16 protein-coding genes are annotated in these 15,890 nt (G+C 73.6%); 8 read left to right on the forward strand and 8 right to left on the reverse strand.

Annotation, left to right across the window (positions count from 1 at the left end):
- The 5 genes from K7854_RS15980 to pntB form a co-directional block, all read left to right on the forward strand.
- A partial coding sequence (locus K7854_RS15980) for a hypothetical protein (protein WP_226027168.1) occupies positions 1 to 203 on the forward strand: 203 nt, incomplete at its 5' end.
- Positions 190 to 1,581, forward strand: a complete 1,392-nt coding sequence (locus tag K7854_RS15985) for an amidase (RefSeq protein ID WP_226027169.1) — start codon at positions 190 to 192, stop codon at positions 1,579 to 1,581. The genes K7854_RS15980 and K7854_RS15985, both read left to right, overlap by 14 nt.
- A 48-nt stretch (positions 1,582 to 1,629) precedes the next feature.
- The gene (locus K7854_RS15990) at positions 1,630 to 2,193 is read left to right on the forward strand and encodes a TetR/AcrR family transcriptional regulator (RefSeq protein WP_226027170.1); all 564 of its coding nucleotides are present in this window, start codon (positions 1,630 to 1,632) and stop codon (positions 2,191 to 2,193) included.
- 154 nt (positions 2,194 to 2,347) lie between these two features.
- A complete protein-coding gene (locus K7854_RS15995) occupies positions 2,348 to 3,919 on the forward strand; it encodes a Re/Si-specific NAD(P)(+) transhydrogenase subunit alpha (protein ID WP_226027171.1) in 1,572 nt (523 codons plus the stop codon).
- Complete coding sequence (pntB, locus tag K7854_RS16000; protein ID WP_226027172.1) at positions 3,916 to 5,376, forward strand: Re/Si-specific NAD(P)(+) transhydrogenase subunit beta; 1,461 nt, start codon at positions 3,916 to 3,918, stop codon at positions 5,374 to 5,376. The genes K7854_RS15995 and pntB overlap by 4 nt, the downstream gene beginning before the upstream one ends.
- A 36-nt stretch (positions 5,377 to 5,412) precedes the next feature.
- Here pntB and K7854_RS16005 read toward each other — a convergent pair whose 3' ends face one another.
- The 7 genes from K7854_RS16005 to K7854_RS16035 form a co-directional block, all read right to left on the reverse strand.
- Positions 5,413 to 5,856 (reverse strand): nuclear transport factor 2 family protein, encoded by a 444-nt coding sequence (locus K7854_RS16005; protein ID WP_226027173.1) that lies wholly within the window; start codon positions 5,854 to 5,856, stop codon positions 5,413 to 5,415.
- A 109-nt stretch (positions 5,857 to 5,965) separates the two neighbouring features.
- Positions 5,966 to 6,325 (reverse strand): DUF488 domain-containing protein, encoded by a 360-nt coding sequence (locus tag K7854_RS16010; protein ID WP_226027174.1) that lies wholly within the window; start codon positions 6,323 to 6,325, stop codon positions 5,966 to 5,968.
- Between the two features lie 103 nt (positions 6,326 to 6,428).
- Positions 6,429 to 6,833, reverse strand: a complete 405-nt coding sequence (locus K7854_RS16015; protein ID WP_226027175.1) for an STAS domain-containing protein — start codon at positions 6,831 to 6,833, stop codon at positions 6,429 to 6,431.
- Between the two features lie 85 nt (positions 6,834 to 6,918).
- Positions 6,919 to 7,677, reverse strand: coding sequence for an IclR family transcriptional regulator (locus K7854_RS16020; RefSeq protein WP_226027176.1), 759 nt, complete (start codon positions 7,675 to 7,677; stop codon positions 6,919 to 6,921).
- Positions 7,678 to 7,718: 41 nt separating this feature from the next.
- Positions 7,719 to 8,534: an SAM-dependent methyltransferase gene (locus tag K7854_RS16025; RefSeq protein ID WP_226027177.1), complete on the reverse strand. Its 816-nt coding sequence runs from the start codon at positions 8,532 to 8,534 to the stop codon at positions 7,719 to 7,721.
- The gene (locus K7854_RS16030) at positions 8,531 to 8,800 is read right to left on the reverse strand and encodes a DUF397 domain-containing protein (RefSeq protein ID WP_226027178.1); all 270 of its coding nucleotides are present in this window, start codon (positions 8,798 to 8,800) and stop codon (positions 8,531 to 8,533) included. Before K7854_RS16030 ends, K7854_RS16025 begins: the two co-directional genes overlap by 4 nt.
- Positions 8,797 to 9,669, reverse strand: a complete 873-nt coding sequence (locus K7854_RS16035; protein ID WP_226027179.1) for a Sco1979 family transcriptional regulator — start codon at positions 9,667 to 9,669, stop codon at positions 8,797 to 8,799. The genes K7854_RS16030 and K7854_RS16035 overlap by 4 nt, the downstream gene beginning before the upstream one ends.
- A 266-nt stretch (positions 9,670 to 9,935) precedes the next feature.
- Here K7854_RS16035 and K7854_RS16040 point away from each other — a divergent pair, with 266 nt between their 5' ends.
- The 3 genes from K7854_RS16040 to K7854_RS16050 all read left to right on the forward strand — a co-directional run bounded on the left by K7854_RS16040 (position 9,936) and on the right by K7854_RS16050 (position 13,667).
- A complete protein-coding gene (locus K7854_RS16040; protein ID WP_308112539.1) occupies positions 9,936 to 10,340 on the forward strand; it encodes an ATP-binding protein in 405 nt (134 codons plus the stop codon).
- A 107-nt stretch (positions 10,341 to 10,447) separates the two neighbouring features.
- The gene (locus tag K7854_RS16045) at positions 10,448 to 12,865 is read left to right on the forward strand and encodes an SCO7613 C-terminal domain-containing membrane protein (protein ID WP_226027181.1); all 2,418 of its coding nucleotides are present in this window, start codon (positions 10,448 to 10,450) and stop codon (positions 12,863 to 12,865) included.
- A 151-nt stretch (positions 12,866 to 13,016) separates the two neighbouring features.
- Entirely contained in the window at positions 13,017 to 13,667 is a 651-nt protein-coding gene (locus tag K7854_RS16050; protein WP_226027182.1) for a YceI family protein, read from the forward strand.
- 88 nt (positions 13,668 to 13,755) lie between these two features.
- On the opposite strand, the gene K7854_RS16055 is transcribed toward K7854_RS16050, so the two are convergent.
- Positions 13,756 to 15,870: an acyltransferase family protein gene (locus K7854_RS16055; protein WP_226027183.1), complete on the reverse strand. Its 2,115-nt coding sequence runs from the start codon at positions 15,868 to 15,870 to the stop codon at positions 13,756 to 13,758.
- Positions 15,871 to 15,890 lie beyond the last annotated feature (20 nt).

The following is a 15,890-nucleotide window of genomic DNA, read 5'->3' on the forward strand; positions in this document are numbered from 1 at the left end:
GCCCCCCTCCCGACCCCCCGGGGGCGGCCCGTGGGCCCGCCCGCGCCGGACTCCCGCTGCCCGCCGACCGCCACGCCGCGGTCGCGGCCACCGCCCGTCACATCCACTCCGTCGTCACCGTCCTGCGGGAGCTGGACTTCGCCGACACCCCGCCCGCCACCGCCTACCGCGCGGAACAGGAGACGCCCGATGCAGCCGTATGAACTCACGCTCGGCGCGGCCGCCGAGGCCGTCCGGGACCGGCGCCTGTCCCCCGTCGAGCTGGTGGACTCCGTCCTGGAGCACCTCGGACGGGCGGAGCCGCGCCTGCAGGCCTACGTCACCGTCACCGCGGAGCACGCCCGCCGGGCCGCGCGCGCGGCCGAGGCCGAGATCGCAGCCGGCCGTCACCGCGGTCCGCTGCACGGCATCCCGATGGGCCTCAAGGACCTGATCGACGTCGCGGGCCTCGCGACATCGGCCAGTTCACGGGTCCGCGCCGGTCACCGCGCGGCGGCGGACAGCACCGTCGCCGCCCGGCTGGAGGCGGCCGGCGCGGTGCTGGTCGGCAAGACCCACACCCACGAGTTCGCCTACGGGCTGACCACCCCGCAGACCAGCAACGCGTGGCACACCGGCCGGGTGGCCGGGGGCTCCAGCGGTGGGTCCGCCGTGGCCGTCGCCGCGGGTACCGCCACCTTCGCCCTGGGCACCGACACCGGGGGTTCGATCCGGGTGCCCGCCGCACTGAACGGGGTGGTAGGGCTCAAGCCGACGTACGGCCTCGTCCCCAGGCACGGGGTCACGTCCCTGTCCTGGTCACTGGACCACGTCGGTCCGATCACCCGCACCGTCGAGGACGCCGCGCTGGTGCTGACCGCCCTGGCCGGGCACGATCCCCGCGACCCCGCCTCGCTGACCGCGCCCGCCACCGACTACCGGCCGGTCACGGGCGGCGACCTCAGGGGGCTGCGGGTCGGCGTGCCGCGCACCTACTACTTCGACCACGTCGACCCGGAGGTGGCGGCCGCCGTCCGGCGCGCGATCGACCAGCTCGCGGCACTCGGCGCACGTCTCGTCGAGGTCGAGATCCCCATGACCCGCTACATCCAGGCCACCCAGTGGGGCCTGATGGTGCCCGAGGCCACCGCGTACCACGAGCGCACGCTGCGCACGGTCCCCGACCTCTACCGGTCCGACGTCCGCGTCCTGCTGGAGGCGGGTGAACTGATGTCCGCCGGTGACTACCTGCGCGCCCAGCGCTCCCGGACCCTCATGCGGCGGGAGTGGGCGGCCGTGCTGCGCCAGGTGGACCTGATCGCCGCCCCCACCGTCCCGGCGACCGCCGTGGAGTCCGGCCAGGAGTCGATCACCTGGGCCGACGGCACCACCGAGGCCGTGTCCGACGCCTACGTACGCCTGTCGTCCCCCGCCAACATCACCGGCGTACCCTCCCTGTCCCTGCCGGTCGGCCACGACACGGCCGGGCTCCCCATCGGCATGCAGCTGCTCGGCCCGCCGCTCGGGGAGCGCCTGCTCCTGCGGGTCGGTCACGCCTACGAACAGACCCGGCCGGCCCGTGGGCTCGCGCGCGCCGCGTGAACGCCACCGACCCCTTAGACGCAATGATTTTGCTTTAAGCTGGGCGTCATGAGCAGGCAGATGGTGCGTCCCGGCGGGCGCAGTGCCCGGGTCCAGGCAGCGGTGCACGCCGCCGTGCGCGAGCTGGCGTCGGAGGTGGGGCGGGACGCCCTGACCGTACCGCTCGTCGCCCGGCGCGCGGGCGTGACACCGTCGACGATCTACCGGCGCTGGGGAGACCTCCAGGAACTGCTGTCGGACGTCGCGGTGGAGCGCCTGCGCCCCGAGGCCTCCCCCGGTGACCACGGTGACCTGTACGCCGACCTGACGGCCTGGGCCGAGCAGTTCCTGGACGAGATGGCCTCCCCCGCCGGCCGCTCCTACATCCGCGACGCCCTGCTCGGCGACCCGGACGGCAGCAATGCCGGCCAGTGCTCCGCCTACGCCGCCGAGCAGCTCGAAACCGTCCTCGCCCGTGCGGCCGGCCGCGGGGACGTCACGCCCGATGTCGAGACCGTCATGGACGGCGTCGTCGCCCCCTTGATGTACCGCATCCTCTTCCGCCCGGACGGGCTCGACGCTCCGTACGCGCACCGGCTCGTCGCACAGGCCCTGGGGCGGACCGGCCCCTGACCGGGGAAGCCCGCGCAAGTCGGCAGTCTCTCTCCCCCCGCCCCGGCTTCCCGCACAAGGCGGCCGGAGCCGACCCGGGATCAGCGTTTTCGGTGCCCCGCCGCCCTCCTGTGGGTACGGAACCGGGCAACAACGCCTCGACGAGAGACTGGACATGACTGGACACCAATCCGTTCACCACCCGCCGCAACGCGTCGGCGTCGTCGCCGAGTCCCTGCCCGGGGAGACCCGCGTCGCCGCGACACCCCCGACGGTTCGCCTGCTGCTCGGCCTCGGTTACGAGGTCGTCGTCGAGCCGGGGGCCGGCGCGGCCTCCGGGTTCGGTGACGAGGCCTACGCCGAGGCGGGGGCGAGCCTCGGCGAGGCCTGGGCCGCGGACGTCGTGCTCAAGGTCAACGCGCCGGCCGACGAGGAGATCGCGAAACTGCGCGCGGGTACGACGCTCGTGGCCCTCGTCGCTCCGGCGCAGCGGCCCGAGCTGCTGGAGGCGCTCGCCGCGCGTGAGGTCACGGTGCTCGCCCTGGACGCGGTGCCGCGGATTTCGCGGGCCCAGTCGATGGACGTGCTCAGCTCCATGGCGAACATCGCCGGTTACCGGGCGGTGATCGAGGCGGCCCATGTCTTCGGACGCTTCTTCACCGGGCAGGTCACCGCGGCGGGCAAGGTGCCGCCCGCGAAGGTCCTGGTCGCCGGGGCCGGGGTCGCGGGGCTCGCCGCCATCGGGGCCGCCTCCAGCCTGGGCGCGATCGTGCGGGCCACCGATCCCCGGCCCGAGGTCGCGGACCAGGTCAAGTCGCTCGGCGGCGAGTACCTGCCGGTGGCCGCCGCCCAGCAGGACAGCACCGACGGCTACGCCAAGGCCACCACCGCGGACTACGACCGGGCCGCCGCCGAGCTGTACCGCGCGCAGGCCGCGGAGGTGGACGTCGTGATCACCACCGCGCTGGTCCCGGGCCGCCCCGCACCGCGGCTGCTGACCGCCGAGGACGTGGCCGCGATGAGACCCGGCAGCGTCGTCGTCGACATGGCCGCCGCCCAGGGCGGCAACGTCGAGGGGACCGTCCCGGGCCGGAGCGTGGTGACCGGCAACGGCGTGACCCTCATCGGCTACACGGACCTGGCGTCCCGGCTGCCCGCCCAGGCGTCCCAGCTGTTCGGCACCAACCTGGTCAACCTGCTGCGGCTGCTCACCCCCGGCAAGGACGGCCGGATCGTCATCGACTTCGACGACGTGGTGCAGCGGGCCGTGACCGTGGTCCGCGCCGGCACGGTCACCTGGCCCCCGCCCCCGGTCTCCGTGTCGGCGGCTCCGCCCGCCACCGCCCCGGCGGCGGCCACCGCCGCCCCGGTGGGCGCGAAGCCGTCCCGCCTCACCCCGGCGGGGCGCTTCGGCCTGATCGGCCTCGGCATGCTGGCGGCCTTCCTGCTGGTCGCCTTCGCTCCGGCCCAACTCGCGGAGAACTTCACCGTGTTCGCGCTGGCGGTGGTCATCGGCTACTACGTGATCGGCAAGGTCCACCACTCCCTGCACACCCCGCTGATGTCGGTGACCAACGCCATCTCGGGGATCGTGGTGATCGGTGCCCTGGTGCAGATCGGGCACGAGAGCGCACTCGTCACGGTGCTGTCCTTCGTGGCGATCCTGCTGACGAGCGTCAACATCTTCGGAGGTTTCGCCGTCACCCGCCGCATGCTGTCCATGTTCTCGAGAGGCGAGCCCCGATGACGTCCATGACCGCCTCCCGCGCCGCCGACCTGGTGGCGGCGCTGTTGTTCGTGCTCAGCCTCGCCGGTCTGTCCCAGCACCGGACGTCACGCGCCGGCGTCGTCTACGGCGTCGTGGGGATGGCGCTCGCCCTGGTCGCCACCGTCGTGGTCTCGGCGCAGAGCGTGTCCGCCGGGCCGGTCGCGCTGATCCTGCTGGCCACGGTGATCGGCGCCGCGGCGGGCCTGTGGCGGGCGCGGCGCGTGGAGATGACGCAGATGCCCGAACTGATCGCGGTGCTGCACAGTTTCGTCGGTCTCGCGGCCGTCCTGGTCGGCTGGAACAGCTATCTGGAGGTCGAGGCCCACGGCTCGCATGGCCGCATCGCCGACGAGCTCATCGGCATCCATCACGCCGAGGTGTACATCGGCGTCTTCATCGGCGCGGTGACCTTCACCGGATCCGTGGTCGCGTACCTGAAGCTGTCCGCGCGGATCAAGTCCCGGCCGCTGATGCTGCCCGGCAAGAACGCCCTCAACCTGGGGGCGCTGGGCCTGTTCGTGGTACTGACGGTCTGGTTCACCGTCAGCCCGGGCCTTCCGCTGATGGTGGCGGTCACGCTCCTGGCGCTCGCGCTGGGCTGGCACCTGGTGGCCTCGATCGGCGGCGGCGACATGCCCGTGGTCGTCTCGATGCTCAACAGCTACTCCGGCTGGGCCGCGGCGGCGGCCGGTTTCCTGCTCGACAACAACCTCCTCATCGTCACCGGGGCGCTGGTCGGTTCCTCCGGCGCGTATCTGAGCTACATCATGTGCCAGGCGATGAACCGTTCGTTCCTCTCCGTCATCGCCGGCGGCTTCGGCATCGAGGCCCCTCCGGGCGGCGTGGACGAGCAGGGCGAGCACCACGAGATACAGCCGCACGAGGCCGCCGAACTGCTCGCGCGGGCGCGGTCGGTAGTGATCACCCCCGGTTACGGCATGGCCGTGGCGCAGGCCCAGCATCCGGTCGCGGAGCTGACGCGGCGGCTGCGCGAGCGGGGGGTCGACGTGCGCTTCGGCGTCCACCCCGTCGCCGGGCGGCTGCCCGGTCACATGAACGTGCTGCTGGCCGAGGCGAAGGTGCCGTACGACATCGTCCTGGAGATGGACGAGATCAACGACGACTTCGCCGACACCTCGGTCGTGCTGGTCATCGGTGCCAACGACACGGTCAACCCCTCGGCGACCGAGGACCCCGCCAGCCCGATCGCGGGCATGCCCGTGCTGCGGGTCTGGGAGGCGGAGCAGGTCGTCGTCTTCAAGCGGTCGATGGCCTCCGGCTACGCGGGCGTGCAGAACCCGCTGTTCTTCCGGGAGAACAGCAGCATGCTCTTCGGCGACGCCAAGCAGAGCGTCGAGGGGATCCTGCGTGCTCTCGGCCCGGAGACCGGACGGGAGCCCGCGTCCCGTGCACCGGGGGTGACGGCCGCACGGTGACCCGGCTGGTGGTGCGGAAGGGGGACGGCCGCGCCCTCACTCGCGGGGGGCCTCGAACGCCTGGGCGACGGCGAGGCTGTCCTCGTACACGTGGTGGCGGGTGACCAGACCGTTCTCCACGGTGAGGTGGAGTGCGAAGCGGGCGCGGTACGCGCGTCCGGTGGACCGGGCGGTCTGGCGGATCTCGCCGAGCACCACCGCGTCGTTCCCGTCGACGAGGATGCGCTCCACCTCGGTGGCCGCCTGTTCCGGCACGTGGTGCCCGGCCAGCTCGCGGTAGTGGGCCGCCGCGTCCGCCCGGGTGGACCGGTGACGGATCCAGGGCGTGGCGGGGCGACCGTGCTCGGCCTCGGGCCAGTCGAGTTTCCAGTCGCCCTGCTCGGCGTACAGCTCGGCGATGTGCTCGGGGTCGCCGGTGCCGATCCTGCGCAGCAGCTCCTGCACGACGGAGCGGGTGTGCGTCGACGTGGCCGTGGACATGGCGGAACCTCCTTCGGAGCCGCATCCCGTCGACGCGGCGCGGCCCCCATCCTGTCGATCCGCGCCGGGCGGGGCGATTACCTCCGGGGTAGGGCGGGCGCCGACTCCCTCAGGAATCGTTGAGCCACTGGGCGAGGGCGGCCGCCTCGCTGTGGTCCACGTCCTTGGTGGCCGTGAGCAGGGTCACCGTCGCCCCTGCCGAGAGGTCGCGCAGCCGCTGCAGCGCGGCCCGGTGGCCGGGGTCCTCCAGTTCGGCGAAGTAGCGGCGCCGGAATTCGTCGTAGCGCTCCGGATCGTGGTGGTACCAGCGGCGCAGTTCGGTCGACGGGGCGACGTCGCGCAGCCACTCGTCGAGAGCGGCCTTCTCCTTGCTCATGCCACGCGGCCACAGACGGTCGACGAGCACGCGCTTGCCGTCCTGTGGCGTGGGGCTGTCGTAGATTCTCCGGTATCCGACCCGTGCAGCCATGACCCACCTTCCGGCGACGCCCCCGCGACGCCTTCCCTTGTGCCGTTCCGTCCAGACGAACCGCCACCACGGGCCCGGACACGGGCTCCCGGCGGCGCTCACCTCAGGCTCGCACGCGCGGCCAGCCGGCCAGGCCCTCCCCGCCGGGAGGCTGTGCGACGGCCCGCTCCACGGAGTCGTGGAAGGAGTAGACCGCCCCCAGGCCGCCGAGGGCGAAGACGTGCAGGAGCCGCCGGTCGGAGCAGGCGATCCGCAGTGATCCGTGATGGTCGCGGATGCGCTTGGTCACGGCGACGATCATGCCGAGCCCCATGGAGTCGATGAACGGGGTGTCGCACAGGTCCAGCACGAAGTGCCGGTGGCCCTCGGCGAGCCGCCGGACGACCTCGGCCCGGACGAGCGGCGCGAACGCGATGTCGATCTCCTCGTCGGCCCGGACGACCGTCCAGCCGTTCGCCATCCGCCAGCCGACCTGCACGTCCGGCCCCGCGACGCCCTGCTCACGCACGCTCTGACTCCCCTGCGACTCTGTCCGATTTACCCGTCTCATCCAGGAAAAGCGCTACGGCCGCGGTGTCACAAGAGCCCGGTTTTCAGATGGTGAGCGAGAGCCCCTGGGACACCCGCTGGGCGGTGGTGAGCAGCGTCGTCACGGCCTCGTCGAGACAGGACGTGCGGTTGACGTCCAGGGAGATGCCGAGGGATCCGATGGTGTCGCCCCGGCGGACGGGGACCGCGACGCAGGCGGTGCCCAGACGGTACTCCTCCAAGTCGGTCACCGCCGGGCGGTGCCGGGAGGCGTCGAGGCGGCGCAGCAGCTCGGCACGGTAGGTGATGGTGCGCGGAGTGAGGTCGTTCATCGTGTGGCGGGAGAGGTAATCGGCGCGGGCCTCGGCGTCCAGCTCGCGCAGCACGCTCTTGCCGAGCGCCGTGGCGTGTCCCGCGTCCTCGAAGCCGACCCAGAGATCGACACGGGGCGCCTTCGGACCGTCCACGATCTCCGCCACCCGGATCTCGCCATCCTCGTAAAGGGTCAGGTAGGCCGCGGCCGACAGGTCGTCCCGCAGCTCGGCGAGCGTGGGACGGACCCTGCTGAGTGCCGTCTGGTCGCGGCTTCCCGCGTGCAGCGTGCCCAGCCGCTCGCCCAGGACGAACGTGCCGTCCTCAAGCTTGCGCACGTAGCCGTCGTGGACCATGGTGCGCAGCAGGTGGTAGGTGGTGCCCAGGGCCAGGCCGGTCTCGCGCGCCAGCTGCTTGGCCGGTACGCCGCTCTCGTGGGCGCCCACGGCCTCCATCAGCCGGAACGCTCGCTGCACCGAGGTGATGAGCGTGGGGCCCTCCTGACCGCTCACCCCTCCACCCTGCGCCCGGCCGCGGGGGTGCGGCAAGTGGGTCAGGGCTTGATGCCCACCCCGGTCCACAGGCTCACCTCGGCGTCGGTGGGCGCGTCGGTGCCGGTGGACGGCTCCGGCCGCCAGCGGTGACCGACGCTCACGCCGGGTTCGAGGAGGTCGAGCCCGTCGAAGAAGCGGGTGACGTCCTTCTGCGAGCGGAACTGCACCGGCGTGCCCGCCCCGGTGTAGATGTCCGTGACCTTCTCCCAGGTGGGCGGGTCGAAGTCGGGCGTGCAGTGACTCAGCGCGAGCGCGCTGCCCGACGGGAGCGCCGCCATCAGCCGGTCGACGATGCCGTACGGGTCGCCGGCGTCGGTGATGAAGTGCATCAGGGCGTTCAGCGAGAGGGCGACCGGCTGGGACAGGTCGAGCACCTCGGCCAGCTCCGGGGCGCTCAGCAGGGCGTCGGGGTCGTTGACGTCGGCCTCGATGTAGGTGGTGCGGCCCTCGGGGGTGCTGCGCATCAGGCGCTCGGCGTACTTGAGGACGAGCGGGTCGTTGTCGGCGTAGACCACCCGGGCCTCGGGGACCACGGACTGTGCCACCTGGTGCACGTTCGGCTCGGTGGGGATGCCCGTGCCGATGTCCAGCCACTGCCGGATGCCGTGCTCCCGCGCCAGTACGCGAGTGGCGCGGTGCATGAAGGCGCGGTTCTCCCGGGCGCAGGTGAAGATGCCCGGGTAGGCCTCGGCGACCGCTTCGGCGGCCTGTTTGTCGACCGGGAAGTGGTCCTTGCCGCCGAGGTAGTAGTCGTACATGCGGGCCGAGTGCGGCCTGCTGGTGTCGAGGCCTCGCGCGGCGTGGGTGTTGCTCATCGTGTTCCCTTCGGAAGGCCGGCCGTGAGGTGGTCCGCCATGCCCTGCTTGACTCCCCGGACGAACGCGCCGATCTCCTCCGGCGTGTAGATGAGCGCGGGGCCGGACGGGTCGGTGGACTGGCGCATCGCGACGCGTCCGTCGGCCAGGCGCTTGGTCTCCACGCACTGGCCGCCGTTGGGTCCGCTCCACGGGCGCTCCCAGCCGCTGTCGCCGAGGTCGCAGGCGGGCATCCCGTTGTAGACGGGGTCGTCGGTGCTGCTCATGAGTACTCCTTGCGCATGCGGTTCAGGAGGGCCGTGCTGTCCCTCGTCGAGGTGAGCAGCGACATCCTGTTGTGCGCCTCCAGGTGGGCGACGACGTCGGCGCGTTCGTCCAGGTACATCGACGCGGAGAGGATCTCGCTGTACACGACGTCGGGCAGCTCCGGCTCCTCGAACCGGAAGTAGGTGAAGGGGGCGCAGGCCCCGACGTGGGCACCGACGGCGAAGGGCAGGATGTCGATGCTGACGTGCTCCAGCTCGGACACCTCCAGGAGCCGGTCGATCTGCTCGCGCATCACGTCCGGACCGCCGACGACCCGGTGCAGGACCGCTTCCTCCATGACCACCCAGAGGGTGGGCGCGTCCTCCCGCTCCAGCAGGCTCTGCCGGCGCAGCCGCAGCCCGACGCGGCGCTCCAGCTCCTCCTCGGAGCCGTTCGGGAAGCCTCCGCCCAGGACGCCGCGGGCGTAGGCGGGGGTCTGGAGCAGTCCGGTCACGTAGTGGGGTTCGTAGGTGCGCAGCGTGCTGGCACCGGTCTCCAGGCTGACGTACGCGGTGAACCAGTTGGGCAGCACGTCGCGGTAGGCGTGCCACCAGCCCGGCTTGTTGGCCTGTTCGGCGAGCGCGACGAACTCGTCCGTCTCCTGCTGTGTGCTTCCGTACGTCTGCAGGAGCTTCTCGACATAGAGGGGTTTGAGGGCGACTTCGGCCTTCTCCAGCCGACGGATCGTCAGGGGCGTGACCCGAAGTGCCTTGGCGGCGTCGGCCAGTGAGGCGCCCGCGCTCTGCCGCATCTCCTGGAGCCGGCGCCCCAGGATCATGCGCAGCACCGTCGGGGCGCTGGTGCCCGCGCCGGACCGAGCTTCACTCACGCCCTACCTCCTGATGGGCTGTCACCGGCGCCATTGTGGCAGCGACTTGGTGATGACACCAGACTGAAGGAGGCTTCCTGAAATTATCAGGGATTCGGTTGCAGCCTGAACTGGACGGCGAGCATAGTTGCGTCTGTGAGCCTGCCCGTCCGACCGCCGTCCCGTCCGCGCCCGCCGAGGCCCGCTCCCCCCATCGCGACCGTCCTGACCGGAAGGCGATCACCGTGACCCCCCACACGAGCCCATCGCCCGGACTGTTACCACCGGTGCGTCCGGACCGGGAACACTGGTTCGACCTCCCCTCCCTCCGGGTCAGTGTGCGGACGGCGCGCGACACGGTGCGCCGTCAGCTTCGCGCCTGGCGGCTTCCCGGTGATGTGTGCACCGACGCGGTGCTGCTCGTCTCGGAGCTGGCGACCAACGCCGTGCTCCACTCGGGCAGCGACCGCATGCTGTGCGGACTGTCGCTCACCTCCCGCGAACAGCTGCGGATCGAGGTGCACGACGACGGGAACACGTCGGCCTGCCCGGCCGGAGCCCGCTCCGGTCCGCAGGACGAGAGCGGCCGGGGGCTGCTCATCGTGCAGCAGCTGGCGGACTCCTGGGGAACCGCGCGGTCCGGCCGCACCGGGGGCAACACCGTCTGGGCGGTTCTCCGGATCGGGACCTGACCCCGCGGGACGCTCCCGCGGCGGGCCGCGTCGACGCGGTTTCCTGAGTACGCGGCTGAGTATCCGCGCTCATGTCATGGTGCGTGACGAGGGCCACACTCCGGGGCATGACGAACCTTCCGCCCCCGGCCGAGGAACTGCGGGTCCTGGACGCCGAGCTGCGGCAGCTGGACATGCGCCGCGCCGTCCTGCTGCGACGCCGCACGTGGCTGGTCCACGCCCTGCAAGCGACCGCCGCCCGGCAGCCCGCCCAGGGTGCCGGGGCGGCGCCGGGCGGGTGGCCCACCGGGACGGGCCCGGGTGCCGCCGCTCGCCGGCCGGAGGCCACCGCGCCCGGCGTGCAGAACGTACTGCTGGTGCTCGGCGGCGTCCTGCTGGTCACCGCGGCGATCGCGTTCACCCTCGTCAGCTGGGGCCACCTGGGGATCGCGGGCCGCGCGCTGGTGCTCGCCGCGCTGACCGCCGGGGCACTGGCCGCGCCGGTGGCGTTGCTGCGGCGCGGCCTGCGGTCGACCGCCGAGGCCCTGTCCGCTCTGGGCACCGCCCTGACCGTCCTCGACGCGTACGCGCTCCACGAGGTGGCGTTCACCGGCACCGACGGTGTCGGGTACGCGGCGGCCGCGTCCGCCGTCCTGGCCGCGCTGTGGGCGGCCTACGGTGTGCGCCTCGGGCTCTGCCACCCCCTCCCGCTGGCCGTGGCGACCGCCCACCTGCCCCTGCCGCTGTGGGCGATCGCCGTCGGCGCCGGTCCGCACGCGCTCAGCGCCGGATTGCTGGCGACCGCCGCCGGCGGCACCGCCGTCGCGCTGCGCGCCGCGTCGGCGCCGGTGCGGGTGGTCGCCGTCGTGGGCACGCTGGGCACGGGCGCCACCGGTGTGCTGTCGGCTGGGTGGCTCTGCTGGAGCGCGCCCGGCGCCGGCACCTCCGTACGGGGGGCGGCGCTGCTGGTCGCGGCGGCGGCGATCGCCCTGGTGGCCGGCCGCTGTGTCCCGAAGCGGGAGGTCGCCGTGGCCGCCGCGACGGCGGCCGGTCTGTGCCTGGTCGCGGCGGCCGGAGGGATGCTGCGGGTCTCGGCGCCCGCCGAATGGACGGTGCCGGGCTGTCTGCTCTGCGCGCTCGCCCTGCTCGCGGCGGAGCGGACGCCGCTCGCCCGGCCCCTGCGTCGAGGCCTGGTGCACGCCTCGGCCGTGGTCCAGGGCTGCGCGGTGCTGTGGACTCTCCCGCTGGTCGCCGGGACCGTCCTCGGTCCCGCGGCCAGGGTCGCGACGCCCTGGTCCGGCGCCCCGCGGACCTTCCGGGACGCCGTGTTCACGGAGGTGCCGCACCCTCCGTATGCCGGCACCGTGCCGCTGGTGCTCGCGGTGGTGGCCGGGGTGCTGGTGGTGGCCGGGCGCCGCACGCATCGGCGTCCGGCCCTGACGGTGGCGGCACTCGTCCTCGGCTGGGCGGCCCTCTTCGTGCTCCCGGTGGCGCTCCAGGTGCCCTACCCGGCGGGTCTGGTGGCGCAGGCGGCCGTGGTCGCGGCTGCCCTGGGTCTCGCGGTGCGGGAGGACCGCGCCGGTGAGGTGCCCTCGCCGCTCGCCCTGACGGCGCTGCTGCTGGCCCTGCTCACCTCGGTCGATGTCGCCCTCCTCGCGCTGGCCTCCGAGTCCGCGACGATCGGTGTACTCCTCGCGCTCACCGTCCTGTTCGGTGCGGCCGCGCTCCGCCCGGGGCCCGCCCCGTTCACCGCGCCGGCCGCCCTCGTCCACGGCACGGCTCTTGCCTGCGCGTTGGGCGCCCGGGCCGAGGTGCCGCCGCAGCACACGGCGCTGCTGGTTCTCGTCGTACCCGCCGTCGCCGTCCTGGTCGCCTCGCGGTGGGGCGGGTCGCGCGCGACCGTGCCGGTCGAGGCGGCGGGTGGGGCCGCGGGACTGCTCGCCGTCGCGCTGGCGGTGCCGGATCCGCCGATGCTGGCGCTGGTGCTCTCCCTGTGCGGTGTCGTCGTGGCCGCCTCGGCCCTGCGCCCGGAGCGGCGGGCGGCCGGCTGGGCGGCGGCAGTGCTGTTCCTGGCCGCCGCCTGGGTGCGGCTGGCGGCGTGGAAGGTGGCTGTTCCGGAGGCCTACACCCTGCCGGTGGCCGGGCCCGCGCTGGTCGTCGGGTTCCTGCGCCGACGCCGCGACGCGGCCCTCTCCTCGTGGACGGCGTACGGTGCCGGGCTGGGCGCCGGTCTGGCCCCGAGTCTGCTCGCCGTCTGGAACGACCAGCACTGGCTGCGGCCCCTACTGCTCGGCGTCGCCGCGCTGGCGGTGACGCTGGTGGGCGCCCGGCGGCGGCTCCAGGCGCCACTCGTGCTCGGCGGGGCCGTGCTCGCGCTGGTGGCGCTGCACGAACTGGCCCCGTACCTCACCCAGGTCGTCGGCGCGCTCCCGCGCTGGGCTCCCCCGGCGCTCGCGGGTCTCGTACTGCTCGTCCTCGGCGCCACCTACGAACACCGGCTGCGGGACGCCCGGCGGCTGCGGGAGGCGCTCGGACGGCTCCGGTAGGCCGGCGCCGACACAAGTGAGGGGCCCCGTGCCGATCCCGTGCAGCTTTGCGGTCGGGCTCATGGAACCCGGACGAGGCCGCCCATCTTGCCGTGGGCCGCCGATCGGCTTCGTGGTAACACGAAGTGATCACATTCGAAAGGGCCGCCTCATGGGTATCTTCAGCCGCCGCCAGACCGCCACCGTCGAGCAGCCGGCGGCCGCCGGACCGGACCGGCCCGCCGCGCGGTCCGGGACCGCGGCGGCCACGCTCGACCCGGCCCTGCGCGCGCTGACCGGCCACTGGACCATCGACCGCCCGCACAGCCGGATCGGCTTCTCCGTGCGGCACGCCATGGTCACCACGGTCCGCGGGGCCTTCACCGACTACGACAGCAGGCTCTACTTCGACGGGGACGACCCCTCCCGCTCCCGGGCCGACCTCGTCATCCGCGTCGCCAGCGTCGACACCGGCGTGGAACAACGGGACGCCCACCTCGTCGGCAAGGACTTCTTCGACGCGCGGCGCCACCCCGAGATGACCTTCCGCAGCACCGCCGCCCTCCAGGAGTCCGCGGAGAGCTTCCGGATGACGGGGGACCTCACCATCCGCGACACGACGCGAGCCGTCGAGCTCCAACTGGACTACCTCGGCTCGGTCGTGGACCCGTTCGGCTACCAGCGGGCCGGTTTCGACGGGACCACCACCATCGACCGCAGGGACTGGGGCCTGGTCTACAACCAGCGGCTCGAGGCGGGCGGCAGCATGGTGAGCGAAAAGGTCCGCCTCCAGTTCGACATCTCGGCCATCCGCTCCACCTGACCCGCCGGCCTCACCGCCGCCCCGGAACACCCGGCGGCGTCCGCACCGGTCCCGGTGGCCCGGCCAGACCGCTGGGGTGCTGTCGGATTCAGGTCGTGGTCGTGAGGCGGTCCAGTGGCGGTGCCAGGACGGGGGCGAGTGCCTCGGCGTACGCCTCCGAGAGGTGGCTGTCGTCCCGGTGCACCGCGGTGTCGGCGACGACCACGGGGCAGACGCCGGTGCGCGGGGCGCAGACCCAGTCGGTGGGGTCGATGACCGTGGTGCCGGTGGTGGAGGCGGCGGCCCGGACGGCGCGGCCGCGCGTCGCGTCCCGGACCGCGTCCGGCAAGTGGTGTGCGCAGGCGCGCAGTTGCAGGGAGTTGCGGGCGGCGCAGTCGACCGGGTCGCCCTTGGGCCACGGGGTGTCGAGCAGGGCGGCGACCCGGGCGCCAGAGGAGTGCAGGGCACGGAAGGTGTGCTCGAAGCCGGTGGTCCACTGGTGCAGCGGGTCGGCGGCGGGGCGGGCCGGGTCGCCCGCGTCCGAGGAGGAGACGACCACCAGCGCGGGGCGCAGGGCGTTGATCCTCTCCAGGGCGTGGGAGCGCCAGGTGTCGCAGGCGGTGTACGGCTTGTGGAGGTTGACGATGGTCACGTCGGCGGCCTTGCAGGATGCCTTCGTGAGCGGCACCAGCCTCCAGCCGCGTGCGTCCGCGAGCCGTCGCAGGGCCGGGAACCACTGCGCGGCGTGGGAGTCGCCGAAGAGGACGACCGTACGGGAGGAGGTCCGGTCGCCGTAGACGCAGGAGCGCGGGCGGGTGGCGGCGCGGTCGACGTGGCAGCCGTCCCGGTAGAGCGCGGAGCGGGCGGACTTGACCCGCGGCAGCGGCGGCGCGAGGTTGCTCGGCAGAGCGGTGGGGGACGCCCCCAGGAGTTCGGCGAGGCGTGCCCCCGGGTCGCGGGCGCCCGCAAGGGTTCGTGCCAGGGCGGGCGCGGGGTCGCCCACCTCGATCGTCGGCGGCACCGCGGTCGCCGTCAGGGACAGCGCCGAGGCGCTCGCGGTCAGCGCGGCCCCGAGGGCCAGGGCGCGGCGCGGGCGTCCGCCGAAGGCCCGGTGGAAGCGGACGGGGTTCTCCACGAGGCGCAGGGTGAGCCAGGCCAGGGCCAGCGCCACGGCCGACAGCGCGAGCGCGAGCGGCACTCCGGCGGTGCCGTCGGCGCGGCCGAGTGCCGCCGGGGCTATGACCAGCAGGGGCCAGTGCCAGAGGTACCAGCCGTAGGAGAGGCCGCCGAGCCACACGAGCGGGCGCCGCTCCAGCAGCCGCCCCGCGCCGTACGCGGTGGGCACGCAGCCGCCGGCCAGGACGAGTACGGTGCCCGCGACCGGCAGCAGCGCATGGTGGCCGGGGAAGGGCGTCTCGTCGTCGTACCGGAGTGCCGCCAGGGTGACGCAGGCCAGGCCGAGCCAGCCCAGCGGGGCGGCGAGAGCGGCGGGCAGCCGGCGCAGCCGGGCGGCGGCCAGGGCCAGCAGCGCACCCGCGCCCAGTTCCCAGACCCGGGTGAGGGAGCCGAAGTACGCCCAGGGCGCCGACCTGTCCGTGACGAGGACGCCCGCCGCGAAGGAGACCGCGCACAGGGCGGCGAGCGGCACCGCCACCGGTCCGCGCCGGCCGCGGGCGATCCGCCAGGTGAGCAGCAGGAGCACCGGCCACACCAGGTAGAACTGCTCCTCCACGGCGAGCGACCACAGGTGCTGGAACGGCGACGGCGGGCTGTTCTGGGCGAGGTAGTCGGTACCGGACGCCGCCAGCCGGAAGTTGAGCGTGTACAGCGCCCCGGCGAGGGCGTCGCCCGCGTACTCGGCGAGCCGCGCCTTCGACAGGAACAGCCATGCCCCGGCCAGCGTGACGGCGATGACCAGGGACGACGCGGGCAGCAGTCGAAGGGCTCGGCGGGCGTAGAAGGTGCGCAGCGACACCCGGCCGGTGTCGGCGAGTTCACGCAGCAGCAGTGAGGTGATGAGGAAGCCGGAGATCACGAAGAAGACGTCGACGCCGATGTAGCCGCCCTCGACCCGGGCCACGCCGGCGTGGGAGAGGACCACCAGCCCGACGGCCACCGCGCGCAGCCCTTGGATGTCCAGCCTCGGGGGGTGCCGGTGCGGCGGCGGTGCGGACCCGCCTGCCGCCGGGACGGTACGGGCCGCGGTGGGCGTGGTGCTGGTCATGCGGGGTGGGCTCCTCGGGG

The sequence above is a fragment of the Streptomyces hyderabadensis genome (assembly GCF_020404845.1).
In the GTDB taxonomy this organism is placed as follows: Bacteria; Actinomycetota; Actinomycetes; order Streptomycetales; family Streptomycetaceae; genus Streptomyces; species Streptomyces hyderabadensis.

Bases quoted from the DNA above. Each gene is read 5' to 3' on its own strand.
- K7854_RS16030 (WP_226027178.1), bottom strand. From the start codon at position 8,800: ATGAGCAGCACCGACGACCCCGTCTACAACGGGATGCCCGCCTGCGAC.
- pntB (WP_226027172.1), top strand. From the start codon at position 3,916: ATGACGTCCATGACCGCCTCCCGCGCCGCCGACCTGGTGGCGGCGCTG.
- K7854_RS16025 (WP_226027177.1), bottom strand. From the start codon at position 8,534: ATGAGCAACACCCACGCCGCGCGAGGCCTCGACACCAGCAGGCCGCAC.
- K7854_RS15985 (WP_226027169.1), top strand. From the start codon at position 190: ATGCAGCCGTATGAACTCACGCTCGGCGCGGCCGCCGAGGCCGTCCGG.
- K7854_RS16050 (WP_226027182.1), top strand. From the start codon at position 13,017: ATGGGTATCTTCAGCCGCCGCCAGACCGCCACCGTCGAGCAGCCGGCG.
- K7854_RS16055 (WP_226027183.1), bottom strand. From the start codon at position 15,870: ATGACCAGCACCACGCCCACCGCGGCCCGTACCGTCCCGGCGGCAGGC.
- K7854_RS16005 (WP_226027173.1), bottom strand. From the start codon at position 5,856: ATGTCCACGGCCACGTCGACGCACACCCGCTCCGTCGTGCAGGAGCTG.
- K7854_RS15990 (WP_226027170.1), top strand. From the start codon at position 1,630: ATGAGCAGGCAGATGGTGCGTCCCGGCGGGCGCAGTGCCCGGGTCCAG.
- K7854_RS16010 (WP_226027174.1), bottom strand. From the start codon at position 6,325: ATGGCTGCACGGGTCGGATACCGGAGAATCTACGACAGCCCCACGCCA.
- K7854_RS16045 (WP_226027181.1), top strand. From the start codon at position 10,448: ATGACGAACCTTCCGCCCCCGGCCGAGGAACTGCGGGTCCTGGACGCC.
- K7854_RS15995 (WP_226027171.1), top strand. From the start codon at position 2,348: ATGACTGGACACCAATCCGTTCACCACCCGCCGCAACGCGTCGGCGTC.